At 48.0% G+C, this 19,662-nt stretch carries 17 protein-coding genes; 4 read left to right on the top strand and 13 right to left on the bottom strand.

The genetic code is table 11. The annotated features are described in order from the left end of the window. Positions 1-30: 30 nt before the first annotated feature. Both glyA and ACTHSN_RS04475 read right to left on the bottom strand, forming a co-directional pair. On the bottom strand, positions 31-1,281 hold the full coding sequence (gene glyA, locus ACTHSN_RS04480; protein ID WP_004520001.1) for a serine hydroxymethyltransferase: 1,251 nt from the start codon (positions 1,279-1,281) through the stop codon (positions 31-33). 133 nt (positions 1,282-1,414) lie between these two features. After that, positions 1,415-1,789 carry a hypothetical protein gene (locus ACTHSN_RS04475; RefSeq protein WP_070461683.1) on the bottom strand — a complete coding sequence of 125 codons (375 nt, stop codon included), beginning with the start codon at positions 1,787-1,789 and terminating at the stop codon, positions 1,415-1,417. Between the two features lie 221 nt (positions 1,790-2,010). Between ACTHSN_RS04475 and ACTHSN_RS04470 the strand changes: the two genes are divergently transcribed. Both ACTHSN_RS04470 and ACTHSN_RS04465 read left to right on the top strand, forming a co-directional pair. Next, positions 2,011-2,229: a YdcH family protein gene (locus ACTHSN_RS04470; protein ID WP_003685475.1), complete on the top strand. Its 219-nt coding sequence runs from the start codon at positions 2,011-2,013 to the stop codon at positions 2,227-2,229. 230 nt (positions 2,230-2,459) lie between these two features. Continuing rightward, on the top strand, positions 2,460-4,661 hold the full coding sequence (locus ACTHSN_RS04465) for a FepA family TonB-dependent siderophore receptor (RefSeq protein WP_070461685.1): 2,202 nt from the start codon (positions 2,460-2,462) through the stop codon (positions 4,659-4,661). Between the two features lie 178 nt (positions 4,662-4,839). On the opposite strand, the gene ACTHSN_RS04460 is transcribed toward ACTHSN_RS04465, so the two are convergent. The 4 genes from ACTHSN_RS04460 to ACTHSN_RS04445 all read right to left on the bottom strand — a co-directional run bounded on the left by ACTHSN_RS04460 (position 4,840) and on the right by ACTHSN_RS04445 (position 7,773). Then, positions 4,840-5,502: an NAD(P)H-dependent oxidoreductase gene (locus ACTHSN_RS04460; RefSeq protein ID WP_070461688.1), complete on the bottom strand. Its 663-nt coding sequence runs from the start codon at positions 5,500-5,502 to the stop codon at positions 4,840-4,842. Positions 5,503-5,746: 244 nt separating this feature from the next. Continuing rightward, positions 5,747-7,144 carry an aspartate ammonia-lyase gene (gene aspA / locus ACTHSN_RS04455; RefSeq protein ID WP_070461690.1) on the bottom strand — a complete coding sequence of 466 codons (1,398 nt, stop codon included), beginning with the start codon at positions 7,142-7,144 and terminating at the stop codon, positions 5,747-5,749. 89 nt (positions 7,145-7,233) lie between these two features. Then, the gene (locus tag ACTHSN_RS04450; protein ID WP_070461692.1) at positions 7,234-7,434 is read right to left on the bottom strand and encodes a hypothetical protein; all 201 of its coding nucleotides are present in this window, start codon (positions 7,432-7,434) and stop codon (positions 7,234-7,236) included. Between the two features lie 192 nt (positions 7,435-7,626). Continuing rightward, positions 7,627-7,773 carry a hypothetical protein gene (locus ACTHSN_RS04445; RefSeq protein ID WP_049336812.1) on the bottom strand — a complete coding sequence of 49 codons (147 nt, stop codon included), beginning with the start codon at positions 7,771-7,773 and terminating at the stop codon, positions 7,627-7,629. A 297-nt stretch (positions 7,774-8,070) separates the two neighbouring features. Here ACTHSN_RS04445 and ACTHSN_RS04440 point away from each other — a divergent pair, with 297 nt between their 5' ends. Together ACTHSN_RS04440 and mfd are read left to right on the top strand one after the other, a co-directional pair. Then, entirely contained in the window at positions 8,071-8,763 is a 693-nt protein-coding gene (locus ACTHSN_RS04440) for a VIT1/CCC1 transporter family protein (RefSeq protein ID WP_070461694.1), read from the top strand. 130 nt (positions 8,764-8,893) lie between these two features. Further along, positions 8,894-12,298, top strand: coding sequence for a transcription-repair coupling factor (gene mfd / locus ACTHSN_RS04435; RefSeq protein WP_440365113.1), 3,405 nt, complete (start codon positions 8,894-8,896; stop codon positions 12,296-12,298). Positions 12,299-12,518: 220 nt separating this feature from the next. On the opposite strand, the gene ACTHSN_RS04430 is transcribed toward mfd, so the two are convergent. From ACTHSN_RS04430 to cls, 7 genes are all read right to left on the bottom strand, one after another. Further along, entirely contained in the window at positions 12,519-12,953 is a 435-nt protein-coding gene (locus ACTHSN_RS04430) for a hypothetical protein (RefSeq protein WP_225905482.1), read from the bottom strand. A 252-nt stretch (positions 12,954-13,205) separates the two neighbouring features. Further along, the gene (locus ACTHSN_RS04425) at positions 13,206-13,838 is read right to left on the bottom strand and encodes a hypothetical protein (protein ID WP_107768975.1); all 633 of its coding nucleotides are present in this window, start codon (positions 13,836-13,838) and stop codon (positions 13,206-13,208) included. Between the two features lie 200 nt (positions 13,839-14,038). Continuing rightward, on the bottom strand, positions 14,039-14,341 hold the full coding sequence (locus ACTHSN_RS04420; RefSeq protein WP_070461695.1) for an ArsR/SmtB family transcription factor: 303 nt from the start codon (positions 14,339-14,341) through the stop codon (positions 14,039-14,041). A 79-nt stretch (positions 14,342-14,420) separates the two neighbouring features. Next, entirely contained in the window at positions 14,421-14,942 is a 522-nt protein-coding gene (locus ACTHSN_RS04415) for a rhodanese-like domain-containing protein (RefSeq protein WP_070461697.1), read from the bottom strand. A gap of 12 nt (positions 14,943-14,954) precedes the next feature. After that, positions 14,955-15,149: a YgaP family membrane protein gene (locus ACTHSN_RS04410; protein ID WP_003685761.1), complete on the bottom strand. Its 195-nt coding sequence runs from the start codon at positions 15,147-15,149 to the stop codon at positions 14,955-14,957. Between the two features lie 463 nt (positions 15,150-15,612). Next, positions 15,613-17,709, bottom strand: a complete 2,097-nt coding sequence (locus tag ACTHSN_RS04405) for a TonB-dependent receptor plug domain-containing protein (protein WP_440365112.1) — start codon at positions 17,707-17,709, stop codon at positions 15,613-15,615. A gap of 317 nt (positions 17,710-18,026) precedes the next feature. Further along, positions 18,027-19,520 carry a cardiolipin synthase gene (gene cls, locus ACTHSN_RS04400; RefSeq protein WP_440365111.1) on the bottom strand — a complete coding sequence of 498 codons (1,494 nt, stop codon included), beginning with the start codon at positions 19,518-19,520 and terminating at the stop codon, positions 18,027-18,029. Positions 19,521-19,662 lie beyond the last annotated feature (142 nt).

Below are 19,662 nucleotides of genomic sequence, written 5' to 3'. Positions count from 1 at the left end.
CGGCCTGTTATTTTATCCAAGGCGAAATGCTTATGCGCCGTAAACCGGATATTTATTGCACAAAGCAGTCACTTGTTCGCGGACTTTGGCGAGGTTGGCTTCGTCTTCAGGGTTGGCCAATACGTCGGCAACCAAGTTTGCCAATACGCGCGCGTCGGCTTCGTTAAAGCCGCGTGTGGTCATGGCGGCGGAGCCGATGCGGATGCCGGAGGTAACGAATGGTTTTTCCGGATCGTTCGGGATGGCGTTTTTGTTGACGGTGATATGAGCTTTGCCCAAAGCGGCTTCGGCGGCTTTGCCGGTGATTTTCATCGGTTGCAGGTCAACGAGGAAAACGTGGCTTTCAGTACGGCCGGAAACGATGCGCAAACCGCGTTTAACCAACTCTTCCGCCATAGCGGCAGCATTGATTTTCACTTGTTTTGCGTATTGTTTGAACTCAGGTTGCAACGCTTCTTTAAACGCCACGGCTTTGGCAGCGATAACGTGCATCAACGGACCACCTTGCAGGCTTGGGAAGATAGAAGAGTTCAGCGCTTTTTCGTGGGTATTGTCACGGCACAAAATCACACCGCCGCGAGGGCCGCGCAGGGTTTTGTGGGTGGTGGTGGTTACGAAGTCGCAGAATGGTACGGGGTTAGGATATTCGCCGCCGGCAATCAGGCCGGCATAGTGCGCCATGTCGACAAAGAGGTATGCGCCGACTTTATCGGCGATTTCGCGGAATTTTGCCCAATCGATTTGTAGCGCATAGGCAGATGCGCCGGCCACAATCATTTTAGGTTTGTGTTCAAGCGCCAAGCGTTCTACTTCGGCATAATCGAGAACTTCGTTTTCATCCAAACCATAAGTAATGGCGTTGTAGAGTTTGCCGGAGATGTTAACGCTTGCGCCATGGGTCAAGTGGCCGCCGTGTGCCAGAGACATGCCCAAAATGGTGTCGCCCGGTTTCAAAACTGAAGCATATACGGCTTGGTTGGCTTGCGAGCCGGAGTGCGGTTGGACATTGACATATTCTGCGCCAAACAACTCTTTAGCGCGGTCAATCGCCAATTGTTCGACAATATCAACGTATTCGCAGCCACCGTAGTAGCGTTTGCCAGGATAGCCTTCGGCGTATTTGTTGGTCAATTGCGAACCTTGGGCTTCCATAACGGCACAGCTGACGTAGTTTTCAGAGGCGATTAGCTCGACGTGGTCTTGCTGGCGCTTGTCTTCTTGGGCGATGGCTGCTGCCAAATCGGGGTCATATTGTGCGAGGGTAACGCTTTTTGAAAACATGTTCTCGATTCCTTTGTGATGGGCTGAAAATATAGGATGGAGTGCTGCGAATTGGTTCAAGATGAACTATTTTTCTTGCATTGTCAACAATTGTGTCGGGTGTTTGGTTTCAGACGGCCTGAGATTGAAGGGTTTATTTGAAAATATCATCTTGTTTTAAATGAAAATCCATTTTTTCCAGAAGCGCGACCAAATCGGCTTCGGCTTGGGCGGCTTTAAGATTTTTTGCCAGTTCTACCAAGGCTACCGCATTTAATCGTTCTTTCTCCAGCCGTAGAGCTTCTTCGCTGAAGATTTTGATATTGTCTGCCGATTCGGCAGCATCTATTTTTTCAAATGGATAAAACGATTCTTCGTGTACGGCCAAACCGTCGGGCAAGGGGGCGGCATGGTTGAAATCGGCATCATTGACCGGCATCCATGAAGGATGGTTTTCAAGCAGGATAAATTGTCCGTCCATGCCGTTGATATGACGGAATAGGGTGGTTCGGCCATTGTGTAAACGCATAAGCCCGATTGTATGCCCAAGTCGGTAAGCCGTCTATAAAGCCGTTTCTTTCTATTTTGGCGCTAACTTATGTTGATATTATTAATTTTGATGTAAAACAGTTTCGACTTAAAAAAGACTGGATAAAACGCCCGTGTTTGTTATAATGAAGCTAAAGATTGATTCGTCCTAGTTTTTGACCGCAGTACTTTTTTATTTAATTAACAAGAGAGGAAAACAAAATGTTTCCAGAATATCGCGATTTGATTTCTAAATTGAAACAAGAAGATGCACACTTTGCCCGTTTGTTTGACGAGCACAATGAGCTGGACGATAAAATCACCGGTTTGGTTAACAACCCTGTTACCAGCGGTGCCGAAGAGATTGAAGAGCTGAAAAAAGCCAAACTCAAACTCAAAGACGAATTGTATGCTCTTCTGCAAAAAGCAGCAGGCAAATAATTAAAAATTGAATAAGGCCGTCTGAACGGTATGATAGGAATCTCGGATTTCGTTTCATACTGGTTCAGACGGCCTTTTTAGTTGTTTGGTATTTGTTATTTTTATTAGCACAATTTAACTTTTAATTGTAAATCACTCTTAATTGCGTTGAAAACTCTGTTAAGGTTATTTAAAATCTCGAATAATTTTTATTTTGATTTTAAACAAACAAAACCAAGAGAAACAATGCAATGAAAACATTCACACTCGCTATTTTGCCTTTGGCGTTAATTAGTGCATTCTCACACGCAGCTGAAGAGAAAGCTGTTGAACAGGCTGAAGTCGATACCGTTTACGTTACTGCCGAGAAGCAGTTGCAACAGTCGCTCGGCGTATCGCGTATTTCTAAAGACGACATCGACAAACGCCCTGCAGCCAATGATATTTCCGAATTTGTCCGCACTATGCCGGGCGTTAACCTGACCGGCAATACGGCGACGGGTCAGCGTGGCAACAAACGCCAAATCGACTTGCGCGGTATGGGCCCTGAAAATACATTGATTTTGATTGACGGCAAGCCGGTTAATTCGCGCCAATCCGAGCGTATTAGTATGCGTGGTGAACGCAATACGCGTGGCGACAGTAACTGGGTGCCGGTTGAAGAGATTGAATCCATTACCGTCTTGCGCGGTCCGGCGGCAACACGTTACGGCTCTGGCGCGATGGGTGGCGTGGTCAATATTGTTACCAAAAAAGTGTCTAAAGAATTTAAAGGCCAAGTCAATCTTTACGCCAATCAGCCGCAAGACAACAAAGAGGGCGCAACCCGCCGTATCGGCTTTAATTTGAGCGGTCCGATTATCCAAGATACTTTGGGCTTCCGCATTTATGGCAACCTGAATAAAACGGATGCAGATGCTGCCGATATTAATGCCGGACACGGCAATGACAGCGCGGCCGGTGTTGAAGGTGTACGCAATAAAGACATTGCAGGCCGTCTGCAATGGAAAATCAGCCCAGCGCAAACGCTGATTTTGGACAGCAGTTACAGCCGTCAGGGCAATATCTACAACGGCGATACGCAAAACAGCAATCCGCGTTCTGCTTTGGTTAATTCTTTGGCCGACAGCAAAGCCGAAACTGCCCGCTTATACCGTTCCGCTTATTCTTTAACGCATGACGGCGCATGGGAATGGGGCGATACTAAAAACGTGATCAGTTATGAGCGCACAATCAACAGCCACTTGCCTGAAGGTTTGGCCGGTGGTCCGGAAGGCAGCTATACAGGCTTGGATTTTGTTCAAAGCCGTCTGAAAAACCTGCGCTTCAGCAGCGAAGCGAATATTCCGTTCAAACTTGGTGTCGATAACGTGTTGACGGTTGGTGCAGAATTTACTGACAGCAAATTGGACGATCCTGCCTCCAATACTCAGGGATTTAAAGACCAAGGCAAAACCGATGCGTTTAACGGCATCTCCGCAACGCGCGGTGGTAAGGCATCTCAACGCAACTGGGCGGCATACGTTGAAGACAATATTTCATTGACCGACAAAACCCATCTGATTCCGGCCATCCGTTTCGACCACAACAGCGACAGCGGCAGAAATTGGAGTCCGGCTTTGAACTTCTCGCATCAAATCGGCGAAAACTGGTTGGTCAAAGGCGGTATTGCCCGTGCGTATAAAGCGCCAAACCTGTATCAAACCAATCCTGACTTTATCCTGTACACACGCGGTCAAGGCTGTCCGCTCAATGCGCCGAACAGTGTCCGCTGCTACTACATGGGCAATGGCAATTTGAAACCTGAAACCAGTATCAATAAAGAGATTGGTCTTGAATTCAACAAAAACGGCTGGCAGGCTTCGGCGACTTATTTCCACAACGCGTACCGCAATAAAATCGTGATCGGCGACCAGCTCATTGCCACCAGCAATATTGGCAACTGGCTCCTGCAATGGGAAAATACGCCGAAAGCGACTATTTCAGGTATCGAAGGCAACTTGGTGATTCCGTTGCATGACACACTCAAGTGGAGCAACAATTTCACTTATATGCACAAATCTGAAGATTATCAAGGCAATCCATTGTCTTTGGTGCCGAAACATACCATCAACAGCACATTGTCTTGGACGCCGAACGAACGCTTCGATGCCAATCTGACCTTTACCCACTACGGCCGCACCAAGCCGCGCAGCGTGGCAGTCAACCGTTTGGAACAAAACGGCAATCCTCGTGCAGGCGTAGCAGCGTTGTCTTCCGAACACAGCCAAACCCAAGTCGGCTCTTACGGTATTTGGGGTATCAATGCAGGCTACAACTGGAACAAACGCGTGGCTGTCCGTGGCGGTATCAGCAATCTGTTTGACAAAAAACTGTACCGCACAACTGCCGGAGCACAAACTTACAACGAACATGGCCGCGCCTTCTACGGCAGTTTGAAAGTATCGTTTTAAGTAGAAGCGTATTAAATCAGGCCGTCTGAAACGGTGTGAAATGAAATCTAGGATTTCTGACACATGGTTTCAGACGGCCTTCAGATTTTAAATTTAGAAGTATTTGTTGTTACGGAATTTGCTTCTCTTTTTAGAAAAGTAAAAGGGCGGTATTTGCCGCCCTGAGAATACAAACTGCTTATTCGACCCAAGTCACCATTTCTTCAATCGGTTTGCGTGATTTTTGGGTGATTTCTTTGGCGCGATAGCCGAATGTTGCCGCTACGGATACGCCCCATTCATTGGCATCAAACAGGCCTTCTGCTGCCAATACTTCGTTCATTTTGTCGTAGTTGAAGCCCTCGATTGGGCAGGAATCGATACCGATGGCCGCTGCACCTGTAAGCATATTGGCCAAAGCAATATAGGTCTGCTTGCCGCTCCAGTCAAATAGTGCGCGTTGGTCGTCGGCAATTTTAATGTCGGTTTCTTGGAAGCTTTTGTATCTTGCCAACGCTTTTTCCAGTTGCTCTCCTTGCAGGCCCCTGCGTTCGGCAACACTGCGGAAGAACGGGGTATCGTAACGGGCATTTTTCTTGGCAAGGATAATCACCAGATGGCTGCAGTCGTTCAGTTGGGATTGCATCCCCCAGCTGAAAGGCTTGATTTTCTCACGCAGGGCTTTGTTTTGAATCACCAAGAATTTCCACGGCTCAGAGCCGACGGAGCTTGGGGAGAGGCGGGCAAATTCTAGAATCGCTGCAAAATCTTCTTGGCTGATTTTTTTGTTGGGATCGTAATAACGGGTGGAGCAGCGATTTTCGAATACTTGCAGCATTTGTTCGCGTGTAATTTGATTCATCTGGTTTTCCTAATAAATGAAGATGTTATTCCAATATCCGGTTCCTTTTGAGGCATCATTACCGGCATAACCTTAATGAGGAAACAGGCTGGGGCAACACCATGTTAAATCAAACCTGACGGTCAGGCTATCTTTTAATTCTGAATTTCGCAAAAAAATTCGATAAAAATCAATATCAATGCGAAAGGCCGTCTGAAACTTTAAACGTTTAAAGTTTCAGACGGCCTTTGATTTCAAATCCTGATTACAGATGAGGATTCATCAGGTTTTCAGGAGAGAGGATGCGGTTGAGTTCTTCTTCGCTCAACAGACCGCGCTCCAATACGACTTCGCGCACGCCTTTGCCGGTTTGGGCGCAGATTTTGCCGACCAAGTCGCCATTGCGGTGGCCGATGTATGGGTTCAGATAAGTGACCAAACCGATGGAGTTGAAGACATAGTGTTCGCAGATTTCGCGGTTGACCGTAATGCCTTTGACGCATTTGTCGGACAGGTTGACCGCGGCATTGCCCAAGAGGGAAATGGTTTCAAACATACATTGGGCGATTACCGGCTCCATAACGTTCAGCTGCAACTGACCTGCTTCGGCTGCGAAAGTGATGGTGGTGTCGTTGCCGATGACTTTGAAGCAGACTTGGTTGACGACTTCAGGAATCACGGGATTGACTTTGGCAGGCATGATGGAAGAACCGGCCTGTAATTCAGGCAGGTTGATTTCTTTCAAACCGGCGCGCGGACCGGAAGAGAGCAGGCGCAAGTCGTTACAGATTTTGGACAGTTTGACGGCTGTGCGTTTCAATGCGCCGTGTACCATCACATATGCGCCGCAGTCGGAGGTCGCCTCGATCAGGTTTTCAGTCAGTTTGCAAGGCAGGCCGCTGACTTCGGAAAGTTTCTCAACGACTAAAGCCGCATAGCCTTTAGGTGTATTCACACCTGTACCGATGGCGGTAGCACCGAGGTTGACTTCAAGCAGTAGGGAGCGGGTACGGTCGAGGTTGAGGATTTCTTCTTCCAGCAACACTTGGAAAGATTGAAACTCTTGGCCGGCAGTCATCGGCACGGCATCTTGAAGCTGGGTGCGGCCCATTTTCAAAACGTCTTTAAATTCTTCGGCTTTGGCGGCAAAGGCATTTTTCAGGATGGCCAGTTTGTCGAGCAATTCGCCGATGCTGTAATACACGGCAAGGCGGAAGCCGGTAGGGTAGGCGTCGTTGGTGGATTGGCTGGCGTTGACATGGTCCATCGGATTGACGATGTCGTAGTGGCCTTTTTCGTGACCCAAGACTTCCAATGCGAGGTTGGCAATGACTTCGTTGGTATTCATGTTGACCGAAGTACCGGCGCCGCCTTGATAAACGTCGGATGGGAATTGGTCGAGGCAGCGGCCTTTGACCAATACTTCATCGCAGGCTTTTTCGATGGCGGCCGCGATTTCCGGCTTGATGGCACCCAATGCGCCGTTGGCTTGCGCGGTGGCTTTTTTAACCATGACCATGCTGCGGACAAATTGCGGTACGTCGGAAATTTTTTGTGTGGAAATTTTAAAGTTTTCAATGGCGCGCAAAGTATGGATGCCCCAATATACTTCAGCAGGGATCTCGCGGTCGCCCAATAAATCGTGTTCGATTCGTACAGTCATTTCTCTTACCTTCTCGTATAGTTGTGTTGGTGTGCATTATGCGTTTGGAACATTAGCCCAGTTCGGCAAGATTGTCCAGTTAATAAGGCTTAATCGTCAGGATGAAAGCGCGTTGCTTCACGCTCTTTTGCGGCTGTCTCTTTATCTTTCAATTTCGCACCCAAGCCCAACATTTTTTCATATTCGGATTGCGGCGTGCCATCCTCTTCCATGCCGAATGCGCTGGCATTGACCCAAAGGGAAAGCAGGGAAACGATGAGGGCGAAAAAACCAACGATATACCAAAACATTTTTTTCTTCCTTGTGTGTCTGCGTGTGCAGATTGTTGTGGTTTGTAAAGATGTGAATGTAGCACAAACGCGGTTGGGTTTAAATTCTTCTCCCACATCCTTTCATTGATTTACCTGTAAGTGTTTAGAAAAGAAAAGGCCGTCTGAAAAGTAAGACTTTTCAGACGGCCTCGGAGGCTTTATCGGAAAGATTTAGCCGCCGCATGCGCCGCAGCAACCGCCTTCGCCATGACCGCCGCGTTTTTCTTCGTTGTTGATAACGGGCAGCTCGGTTTCTTCGGTTTGCTCTTTTTTATCTTCAGGCAAATCGTTTACTTTGATTTTGTTTTCTTCGGCCATGATACATCCTTTCAATGGATTGAGGAGTGGAAAGATTCATAAAGATAGCATCTTTAAACGGATAAACCAAGTAGCACAAAACTGCCTTGTGATAATGCCATGACTTGGAACAATAAATTTGCTTATAAAAACGTTAAGGCCGTCTGAAAAAATCCAAAGAGAAATATTGGTTTTATGGTTTGAAATGGCAGCAGAAAGATTTAAGAATGCTTGATTTGAAGGGATAAACTGACATGGATTTCAAAAAACAATACAATGTTATCATCATCTGGAAACAGCCAATTTATCGGAGCATATATGTATTCATACCACAGCGAACGCCATTTCAGCGACCGCAACAACTGGCTTAGGGCAAGCGTATTGGGTGCCAATGACGGCCTGATTTCCACTGCCTCCCTGTTAACGGGCGTAGCCGCTGCCGCGCCTGATTTCCAAACCCTGCTGTTGACGGGCGTTTCGGCGCTTATCGGGGGCGCAGTATCAATGGCGGCGGGGGAGTACGTTTCCGTGTCCAGCCAATTGGATACGGAAAAAGCCGATTTACACAAAGAATGCTACGAATTGGCAAATAATCCTGATGCGGAGTTGGAAGAGCTGACGGAAATTTACCGCCGCCGCGGTTTGTCCGACCCGCTCGCCACAGAGGTGGCCAAAGCCTTGATGGAACACGATGCACTCGCCGCTCATGCACGTGACGAAATCGGCATTACCGAAGCCTCTGCCGCCCAACCCATGCAGGCCGCGCTGGCTTCTGCCGCTTCATTTTGTGCAGGCGCAATTTTGCCTTTACTGGTTGCGTTGACGGCTTCTACCGCCATTGTTCCAGCCTTGGCAGTTTCCACTTTGTGCGGACTGGCCGGACTGGGCTATGCCTCCGCCAAACTCGGCGGCGCGCCTGTCGTTCCTGCCGTTTTGCGCGTGTGCATATGGGGCGTTGCGGCATTGGTGATAACCGGATTTATTGGAAAAATAGCAGGCGTGGCCGTCTGAATGTAAGGCCTTATATTCTTTTAAACCTGTATCCAGTAAAATTGAAAATTGATTTGATCGCTAAAGGCCGTCTGAAAATTTTTCAGACGGCCTATGGTGCTTGTATTTATTTATTACAAACTGTTTTATCATGACCTATCCGATTCCCAAACCCCGTGAAAAATCCCGTTGGCTCAATCTGTCTCAAGGCTCGCTGCCTTTGGCTTTGGCGCGTTATCTGCCGCATAAGCAGCTCAAGGTTGTCTTGACCCAAGATGCGGAACAGGCGCTACGCCTTCAGACGGCCTGGCTGTTTTTCCGTCCACACGATACGGCCGTGTTCCTACCTGACTGGGAAACGCTGCCTTACGAGCGTTTTTCACCGCATCAGGATTTGGTGTCGGAGCGCTTGTCGGCATTGTGGCAGATTAAAAGCGGCACGGCGGACGTGTTGTTCGTACCGGTTGCTACGGCGATGCAGAAGCTGCCACCTGTGCCGTTTCTAGCAGGGCGCACGTTTTGGCTGAAAACGGGGCAGACTTTGGATATAGGTCGTCTGAAAACCGATTTGGTAGATGCGGGTTATAACCATGTTTCCCACGTTGTTGCGGCGGGCGAGTTTGCCGTGCGCGGCGGCATTGTTGATTTGTTCCCGATGGGCAGCGAAATGCCCTACCGCATCGATTTGTTTGACGATGAAATCGACAGCATTAAAACCTTCGATACCGAAACGCAACGTACCATTTCTCCCGTTTCCGAAATCCGCCTGCTGCCGGCACACGAGTTCCCCACCGACAGCGAGGCGCAAAAAATCTTCCGCAGCCGCTTCCGCGAGGAAGTTGATGGCAATCCGAACGATGCCGCCGTATATAAAGCCGTCAGCAACGGCCATTTCGGTGCGGGCGTGGAATACTATCTGCCGCTGTTTTTTGAAAACGAGCTGGAAACGCTGTTTGACTATATCGGCGAAGATGCGCTGTTTGTCTCTTTGGGCGACGTTCACGCCGAGGCAAACCGTTTTTGGAGCGACGTCAAATCGCGTTACGCCATGGCGCAGGGCGACGAAACCTATCCGCCTTTGCTTCCACAGCATTTGTATCTCTCTTCTGATGTCTTTGCAGGCCGTCTGAAAAATTATGGTCAGGTATTGCCGGATATTTTTGGTGATGAACATACGTTGCCAAACTTGGCCGTCAACCGCCAAGCAGATGAGCCGTTGCAGGCATTGAAAGATTTTCAGACGGCCTTTGACGGACGGATTTTGCTGTGCGCCGAAAGTTTAGGACGACGCGAAACCATGCTCGGCTTCTTGCAGCAAAACGGCTTAAAAGCCAAAAGCGTGTCCGACTGGCAGGGCTTTTTGTCGGCGCATGAGCCGCTGATGATTACAGTGGCGCCGTTAGCTTACGGGTTTAAATTAGAAGATCAAAACATCGCGGTCATTACCGAATCCGATCTTTATCAATATGTTGCCCGCTCGCGCAAACATCATCGTAAGAAACACGCCGCCGTTTCAGACGGCCTGTTGCGCGACCTTGCCGAAATCAATATTGGCGACCCTGTCGTGCACGAAGAACACGGCATCGGGCGGTATATGGGCTTGGTCACAATGGACTTGGGCGATGAAACCAACGAAATGATGTTGCTCGAATATGCGGGCGAAGCGCAGCTTTATGTGCCTGTTTCGCAGCTGCATTTAATCAGCCGCTACTCCGGTCAGGCGCATGAAAACGTTACTTTGCACAAGCTCGGCAGTGGCGCGTGGAACAAGGCGAAACGCAAAGCCGCCGAAAAAGCGCGCGATACCGCCGCCGAGTTGCTCAACCTCTACGCCCAACGCGCCGCCCAATCGGGACATAAGTTTGAAATCAACGAGTTGGACTATCAGGCGTTTGCCGATGGCTTCGGCTACGAGGAAACCGAAGACCAGGCCGCCGCCATTGCCGCCGTGATTAAAGATTTGACACAGGCGAAGCCGATGGACCGCCTTGTGTGCGGCGATGTCGGCTTCGGCAAAACCGAAGTTGCCCTGCGCGCCGCATTTGTGGCGGTGATGGGTGGCAAACAGGTCGCCGTACTCGCCCCAACCACGCTTCTGGTCGAGCAGCACGCGCAAAACTTTGCCGACCGTTTCGCCGATTTCCCTGTGAAAGTCGCTAGCCTTTCGCGTTTCAACAACAGCAAAGCCACCAAAGCCGCGCTCGAAGGCATGGCGGACGGCACGGTCGATATTGTTATCGGTACGCACAAATTGGTGCAAGACGACATCAAATTCAAAAACTTAGGTTTAGTGATTATCGATGAAGAACACCGTTTCGGCGTGCGCCAAAAAGAGCAGCTCAAACTCCTGCGCGCCAATGTCGATATCCTCACCATGACCGCCACACCGATTCCACGCACCCTCAGCATGGCGCTCGAAGGTCTGCGCGACTTCTCACTGATTACTACCGCGCCCAGCCGCCGCCTCGCCGTCAAAACCTTTGTCAAACCCTTCAGCGAAGGCAGCGTGCGCGAAGCCGTATTGCGCGAACTCAAACGCGGCGGACAAGTGTTTTTCCTGCACAATGAAGTAGATACGATTGAGAATATGCGTGAGCGGCTGGAAACCCTGCTGCCCGAAGCCCGCATCGGCGTGGCGCACGGACAACTGCGCGAGCGCGAGCTGGAACAAGTCATGCGCGACTTTTTGCAGCAACGATTTAACGTGTTGCTCTGTTCCACCATCATCGAAACCGGCATCGACATCCCCAACGCCAACACCATCATCATCAACCGCGCCGACAAATTCGGGCTGGCGCAACTGCACCAGCTTCGCGGGCGCGTCGGCCGCAGCCACCACCAAGCCTACGCCTACCTGCTCACGCCCGAATACATCACCAAAGACGCAGAAAAACGCCTCGACGCCATCGCGGCGGCAGACGAACTCGGCGCAGGTTTCACCCTCGCCATGCAGGATTTGGAAATCCGCGGCGCAGGCGAAATCCTCGGCGAAGGTCAATCCGGCGAAATGATACAGGTCGGCTTCACGCTCTACACCGAAATGCTCAAACAAGCCGTGCGCGACCTTAAAAAAGGCCGCCAGCCCGACCTCGACGCACCGCTGGGCATCACCACCGAAATCAAACTGCACAGCCCCGCCCTGCTGCCCGAAAGCTATTGCCCCGACATCCACGAACGGCTCGTCCTCTACAAACGCCTCGCCGTCTGCGAAACCGTTCAGCAAATCAACGCCATACACGAAGAACTCGTCGACCGCTTCGGTCTGCCCGAACAACCCGTCAAAACCCTCATCGAAAGCCATCACTTACGGCTTGCGGCAAAAGAATTAGGCATTGATGCCATTGATGCGACCAGCGAAGCGGTAACGGTAACTTTTGGCAAAAACAACAATGTCGATCCAACCGAAATCATCCTGCTGATTCAAAACGACAAAAAATACCGCCTTGCCGGCACGGATAAGCTGCGATTTACCGCAGAGATGGAAAATATCGAAGTGCGGATTAATACAGTGAAGAACGTATTGAAGACTTTGAAAGAAAGGGTGATAGCAAAGTAGAGTTTGATAAAGAAAAGGTCGTCTGAAAAATTTTCAGACGACCTTTCCTTATCCAAAATTTGTAGGTCGGATACTTGTATCCGACAAAATCTCCCATGAAGCTGTCGGATTCGAGAATCCGACCTACACCTAACGCTCTTTTTTAAAAATATTAACTAAATCAATTATATAATTGTATTAATTAGCTTTTCATCATTTAATTTTTCAAAATTTTCGGCAATTATCTGTATTCATTATAGACAATAGAATTATATAGAACGCCATTCTTGTCAAAAACAGGCAGTAATTTAATTAGATACCAGTTTATATCCACTATTTTATTATAAATTTCCTTAATATTGATATTAATGCTGAATAAGAATTCAAAGTTAGGAAAAAATAAGACGTCTCCACCGATATTGGTATCAGACCATGTCATTACAAACCCGATAACTTCATCCGAATTACTTTTGATTTTTAAAAAATCAAAAATTTCTTGTTCCGACATAGAGGCCGAATTCCAATCCCAGTCGTCATTACCAAGCAGCAAATAAGTAAATTGTCCATTATCGAGAAAACGCCAACCATCCTCCCATAAATATTTCAGTATTTCATAACGAGAAATTTTTTTGTTATTCATCGATAAATCTATACTTAAACCTATATCTCTCGACATCTCGAATCTCCTGTGGCTTTTAATTTTTAATATTTTTAGAAGGGGTGTAAGCAAGCCTTAGCCCGCATTAAACCTGTAAGTAGAGTGTATACGGCACGCACAAACGTGGGCTTTAAGCGTAATAAAAAGTCGTCTGAAACGATTTTCAGGCTTTCAGATGACCTTTTATCAAATGATGCGAAATATCACTTGTCTAACTCAGCCCCACCTTCAAGTTTTGGGCAGACTACGACTTGTATCGTTTGTTTATTTTTATAATTGCTGAAATTTCCAATAATCCCGTCCTTCAATTTTCCAATAACAAAATTCGTCCGGTATCAAATACCCAAAGTCCATTGCCTTAGAAAACCAGCCATCATAGACATAATCTTCATGACATCTGTCCCAATCCATATGAAGGTAAACTTCCGTATCAAAATTAATATAGAACAACGGTAATCTTGAAGAAATCTGATTGATTTTTAAGAAATCACTTTGTTGGCCAGAATCCGAAATAGGATCATCATACGACAACTTGTTCTCGACAACGGAATATAATCTTGCTGCCTCATTTAAATTAAAGCCCTGTAACATCAGCGCCTTCAATTCGTCTTTTTCCAGTACGACGACCGAATCTGATTGAAGATAGTTTTCAAAATTGTCCTTAGTTAACTGCCAGATGCCGTTTCGGTAATAATAACTATTCATTTCATCCTGATACTGTTCTAACGTAATATTACCGTTTTTAAAATCCAAATCTAAGTCTAATTTCATGTTTAATATGAAATTAGCCTTATAATCAATCAAATAATATATCTTTTTCTTATAGACAAAAATGGATATACACTGAATGTACTCAAAGATGTTATCCAATAATTCAGATTTAAATTTCTCAATCTTTTCCATATTTGACAAATTCCTTAATAACTTTATCACCAGCAAGCATTAGTCCGCATGAAAGCTGCAGGTAGGGTGTGCGCGGTACGCACGTACGCGTGCTTTAAGTGTAAATACAGAAGCAGTATAAAAAGGTCGTCTGAAAAATTTTCAGACGACCTTTTAGGTTAATTTTCCGAATAGCCTTTCTAAGGCAGTACAACCACATTTCAATCTTTTCCTGCACAGAAAAAAAAATACAGCAGCTGTATCATCTCGTTAACTCGGGGGTCGGCAATATAATATTGCCGCTCTCGGTGGTTTACTTCAAACGATACCAAACCGGCTTCACGCAGTAGCGCTAATTGGCTGGACATTGCCGCTTGCGGCAGTCCGGATGATTCAGCCAACTCGGTTACATTGTACGGCCTTTCATGTAGTTTGCACAATACGGCGAGACGGTTGGGATTAGCCAGAAGTTTGAGAAAAGCGGAGGCTTCTTCGTAGGGAGGTTGATTGTCGGCAGTGGTCATTTTTCACGCTTGTCGGCAAATGAGGAGGTCGAATTATCAGTCATAATGTCCTTGACAGTAACTTTCAGACGGCCTTTGTTTAAGGGTTCCATGGCATTTTGGCCAGTAGGCGTGCCATGCCGCAGAATCCGGTTAGTCCGGCCGTTAACAGGCCTGCGCCGACCATCACGTCTATCAGATAAAACCAAGGCGATACCAGCCAACCTGCCAGCACGCCCAACAGAATCAAACTGCCCGCTATGGTTTGCACCTGCCGCATGATATCCGGTGCGGCACGGTCGGCAACAATTGAAAGCCCTGCAGCTTTCCATGCCTGTAAGCCGCCTTCTAGAATATAGCATTCTCGACCTTGGCCAAGCACTGACAATATTGTTTCTGCCCCTGCTGTACGTTTATCGCTCAGACAATAAAAAATCAGGCATGGGGCTGTATCATCGGGCAGTTTGTCTCGATACTGTTCAGGCGGAAGGGATAATGCGCCGCCAATATGCCCGCCCCGATATTCGGCTTGGCTTCGGATGTCCACTGCCAACGCGCCCTCACGGATTTTTGCCATTGCTTCGGAAGGCATAATTCGCGGGAGTTGTCCGACCGTAGTCATGTTTTGCCTTCGTTATTTTTTGTTGATACGGCAGGTGTTGATGCCCAATAAGCTGTACAGCGCACAGTTGCCAATCAGTGCTGTACCCAGGGGGATGATGCCCAGCCAACCCCACCAGCCAATTTGTCCGGTAGCGGCTGCAGCAATCAGCGCAACACCGATAACAATACGGATTACGCGATCTAAAGTACCCAAGTTTCGTTTCATTTTATTGCTCCTTGTTTAAGAATGGATTGTCTATAAATAAACATATATAACAAAAATCATATATGAGAAATATTATAGCTTTAAAGATGACTTTGTCAAATGGTTTACAGTAAAAGTGTAATGAATATTTGCATTGTATTTTTAAACGCACAAATAGAATCAATCTCCAACGGCATGGTTAAATGTAAAAATACAGCCTGATATTTTCAGACGGCACTGAAGATGATCTATATAATATTTTATTTATATTGGAAGAATGAGTAGTCAGTTTTCAGAAGGAATCAAATCATGACCGATTCGGAAAAGAAGTTCAATGGAGACGATTTGAAGACTGGATAATCCGTTGTGTAACTAGCAAGGGAGAGAAAACACTTTAAAATCAAATTATTTACGAATTATAAAAGGCCGTCTGAAAATTGAATTTCAGACGGCCTTTAATTTCTTTATAACGTCGTTCGTATCATCAGAAACGATAGTTCACGCCCAAGGCAAACTCGCGGCCGCGTTCGTAGAAGGGCACGCGTCCGTTGCCGTCGGGGAAGCGTTGGCTGTGCGAACGGTATTGTTTGTTGCCGATGTTGTTGACGGCGAAGTTGACGTTCAGGTTGTCTTTTTTCAGCGGCTGCCAGTTGGCGTAGATGTCGTGTACGCCGTAACCGGCTTTCTTGCCGTGTATCGTGCCTTGTCCGCGGGCGACGTCGGTGTATTTCACGCTTTGGGCGTAGCGGCCGCGCCAGCCGATTTCAAGTTTGGGGTTTTCAAACTGGTAAGACAGACCGGTCAGCCATTGGCGGCCGGTGTTCCAGAAGGTGAACGAGCTTTCGTGGTCTTCCGCTTGAATCGGGCTTTCGCCGTAGTACATTTCGCCGTTCAGACGCGGTTTGACGTAGGACACTCCGGCACGCGCGATTAGACCGCCCCAGCGGTAGGATGCGTCAAGTTCGTAGCCGTAGGTTTTGAGCGTGCCGCCGTTGTAAATCTTGCCGCGTTCGGTGATGGAGGCGGTGTTGTTGTTGATTTTTGCCCAACGATAGACGATGAGGTCTTTGATGCGTTGGTGGAACACGCTACCGCTGACGTTGAAGTTGTCGTTGCGCCATTTGAAGCCAATTTCAGCACGGCGGGCGGTTTCGGCTTTGAGGTTGCTGTCCAAATCGGCGGCAGCGCCTGCACGTTCGTTAGCCAACAGGGCTTCGTTCAGACGCGGCGCACGGCTTGCCTGATTGAGGTTTGCCAAGAGGGAGAAGTTGTCATTGATGTCCCAAATCGCGCTGATGCTGGGGTTGAGTTGACCGTGCGACGCGCTTTGTTTGCTGGCGGCGTTGTATTTGAAATGGTCGTAACGCAGGCCGGTGGTCAAGGTAACGGGGTGCAGGTTCCAAATGCCTTCCGCGTACACGCCGTATTCGGCTTTTTTCTCTTTGTCGCGGTCATACAGGCCGAGAATCTTCAGCCACGCGCCTTTGTCGGACGGCTCGGAGGTTTCGTAGCGGTAGTTGACGCCGTATTTCACCATGTGTCCGTCGCCGAAGGAGCTGGCGAGGTTCAGATTCGCGCCGGTCGCTTTGATTTTGCTTAGCTCAAGCTGACCGATGGGAACGCCGCCTTGCGCCGTGCCGGAAGCTTGGGCTTTTGGAGAAGGAGCGCCTTTAGGCGGTTTGGTGTCATCGGTGTTGATTTGGAAGACGTTGGCATCGATTTTGTCGATAAAGCCGACGTTACGGCCACGGTATTCCAGATTGTAGGTCTGCTCTTTTTGATAAGTGCCGTCCACGCCGATGTAGCTGTCAACGTTTTGGAACTCGGCTTTGTCGGTGCGGTTGCCTTTTTGGTATTCCTGACGGTAGGTCAGGCGGATGCCGTGGTCGTCGTTGAAGTCGTAGCCGAGTTTGGCGAGGTAGCTGTGCTGTTTCAGACGACTGCCGAGATTGACATTGCCGTTGCCGTCTTTGTAGTCACGGTTGTTGAGGAAGTTGCCTGCAAACAGGGCATCGAAGCCGTTTTGATAGCCGTAAACCGCTGCGCTGCCGGTTGAGCCTTTATTGCTGCTCAAGCCTGCGCCCAGTTTGAAACCGAAAGGTTTGCCGTCGGTCAGCAGGTCTTTGGCGTCAACCGTTGTTACGCGGATGGTACCGCCGACCGCACCCAAACCCGCGCTCGCCGCGCCTGTGCCTTTTTCGACGTTGATGCTTTTCACCAGAGCAGGATCAAGCTGGAAGCGGCTTTGGTGGTGGAAGATTTTTGTGGATTGGCTGGTGTTGTCGACTTCTAGGTTAATTTTGTCTTCACCAACGCCGCGGATGCTGTAAAACTGTGCTACGCCGTTGCCGCCACCAACATCCATACCGATTTGATCTTTCATGACTTGTTTTAAATCGGTCGAAATTTCGCGGTCGAGCTGGTTGCGGGTTACACGAGTCGGTACGGCAGTACCGGTGACCTTAATTTCATTCAGCTCGGCAGTTTCTGCGGGTTGCAAATTTTCGGCATGAGCGAAGCTTGTTGATAATGCGAGTGTAATGAGACTAAGGCGGAACACAGGAGAGGAGACCTTATTCATGATTTTTCCTAAGTAAAAAATTGACTGCTTATTCTAATTATTCTAATAATGATTATCAAATTCTTAATGGATATTAATAAATATATTCTGTTTTATTCCAATCTAAAATTAATAGGATTTTTATAAAAATCAATTAGTTTATATTTTAGTTAAATTTAGTAAAGATTCTTTGGCTGAGAAAGGGGTTGAGTCTTACTTTTTCTGAGAGGGAGAGATGGGATAGCTTGAATATCTGTCAATAAAGAATTTTGTCTATCAGTATTTTATTTAAAAGGCCGTCTGAAAAATATTTTTCAGACGGCCTAAATATTTATGTTTTACAGCAAAGGGCTCATTAGGCGGACGGCATTTTCTACGAGGCCGCGGAGTTTGGAGCGTTGTTGCCATGATTTGATGGCAATGTAGCTGCTGTTTTTAAGGTAGCTGCGCTGTAGGTGGTAGATTTGTTTGGTGGTGTCGCGATCGTAGATGGCAAGGCTTATTTCGAGGTTGAGGAAAAAGCTGCGCATGTCCATGTTGACCGTGCCGAAGAGGGAGTAGTCTTCGTCAATGGTCATGGTTTTGGCATGTAGAAGACCGCCTTCAAACATAGCGATTTTGACGCCGGCTTCCAGCAACATAGGGTAGTAGGCGCGTGAGGCGTAGCGAACCATCAGTGAATCGACTTTGGCAGGCAGTATTAGAGTTACTTTGACGCCGCGTTTGGCGGCAACGGTTAATGCCATGAGAAGCGGCTCGTCGGGGACAAAGTAGGGAGTGGTAATCGTGATTTGTTTGGTGGCGGCATAGATGGCGCTGATGATGGTTTCGTAGATAACGAAGCTGCCTTGCTCAGGGGCGGATGGAATGATTTGGGCAACAATATTGCCTTGCTGCATTTTTTCAGGAAGGATTTGGGGCAGCAGGCTTTGGGCTTGGTTGAGGTATGTTTGTACGTTTTGGAGGTTTTCATCGGTTTCGACGGCGAGGTCGGCGAAGAAGACGGCAGACAGTTCCAAAACCATAGGCCCTGTACAGCGCATCATGGCATCTATCCATTCTCCGACGCCAGAGTTTTGTTTGAAATAGCGTGGGTCGACAAGGTTGAAGCTGCCGGTGTAACCGATTTTGCTGTCGATAACGAGGATTTTGCGGTGGTTGCGCAGGTCGGTGCGCGTGAATAATGTACGCCAGATGCCGACAGGTAATGAGGTATGTACTTCAATGCCTGCTTGGCGCAGTATCTCTACCCAATCGCTTTCAAAAAAGCTCCTGCTGCCGACGGCATCGGCCAGTATGGAGCAGTCTACGCCTCTGGCTTTGGCGGCAAGAATTTCATTTAGAATTTCTTCAATGCGGCCTTTGGGTTCGATAATGTAAAAGGCCAGTAGGCAGGAATGGGTTGCGGCGCGTATGTCTGCGAGCATGCTGTCGATGATGGTATCGGTGGTTGAGAGCAGGCTCATGGCGTTGCCTTTGGTGGCACCCAGCCCCGTTCCTTTTTCGGCAACTTTACTGATGCCGTGGTAACGTGATTTGACTTGGTCGGCAATGTCGAGATAGATATCGGCTAGATGGGTGGCGGCAAAGTTGCGGTAGAAGCGGTTCATTTCGCCGGTACGTTTGGCGCGGGCGGTGCCTAGACGAGGCTCTCCGATAAGGATGTAGGCGATGGTTCCGAATACGGGGAAAAGGAATAGGATAATCAGCCAGGCAAAGGTTGAGCCGATATTTTTTTGTTTGTACAACACGCGCAGCATGCAGACGAGTGCGGCGCAGGTGTGGGCGAAGATAAAAATTTCGGTCCAGGTAATGTCTTTTAAAAAATTCATATTCGGTAGCGGGAGTAGATGTGTTTTAAGTTTGAAGGTGTCAGCTGATAAGCTTCAAATATTAAGTATATAGAAAAACTGTCTAAAAACAAATTTACACGATAATCGTGTTTTTGCTTTCAGACGGCCTTTGAGTTGCTTT

The organism is Neisseria sp. P0009.S010 (assembly GCF_051958545.1).
Lineage (GTDB): Bacteria > Pseudomonadota > Gammaproteobacteria > Burkholderiales > Neisseriaceae > Neisseria > Neisseria subflava_A.
The sequence above is the reverse complement of the archived record's forward strand: the minus strand, read 5'-3'. Positions and strand labels throughout refer to the sequence as shown.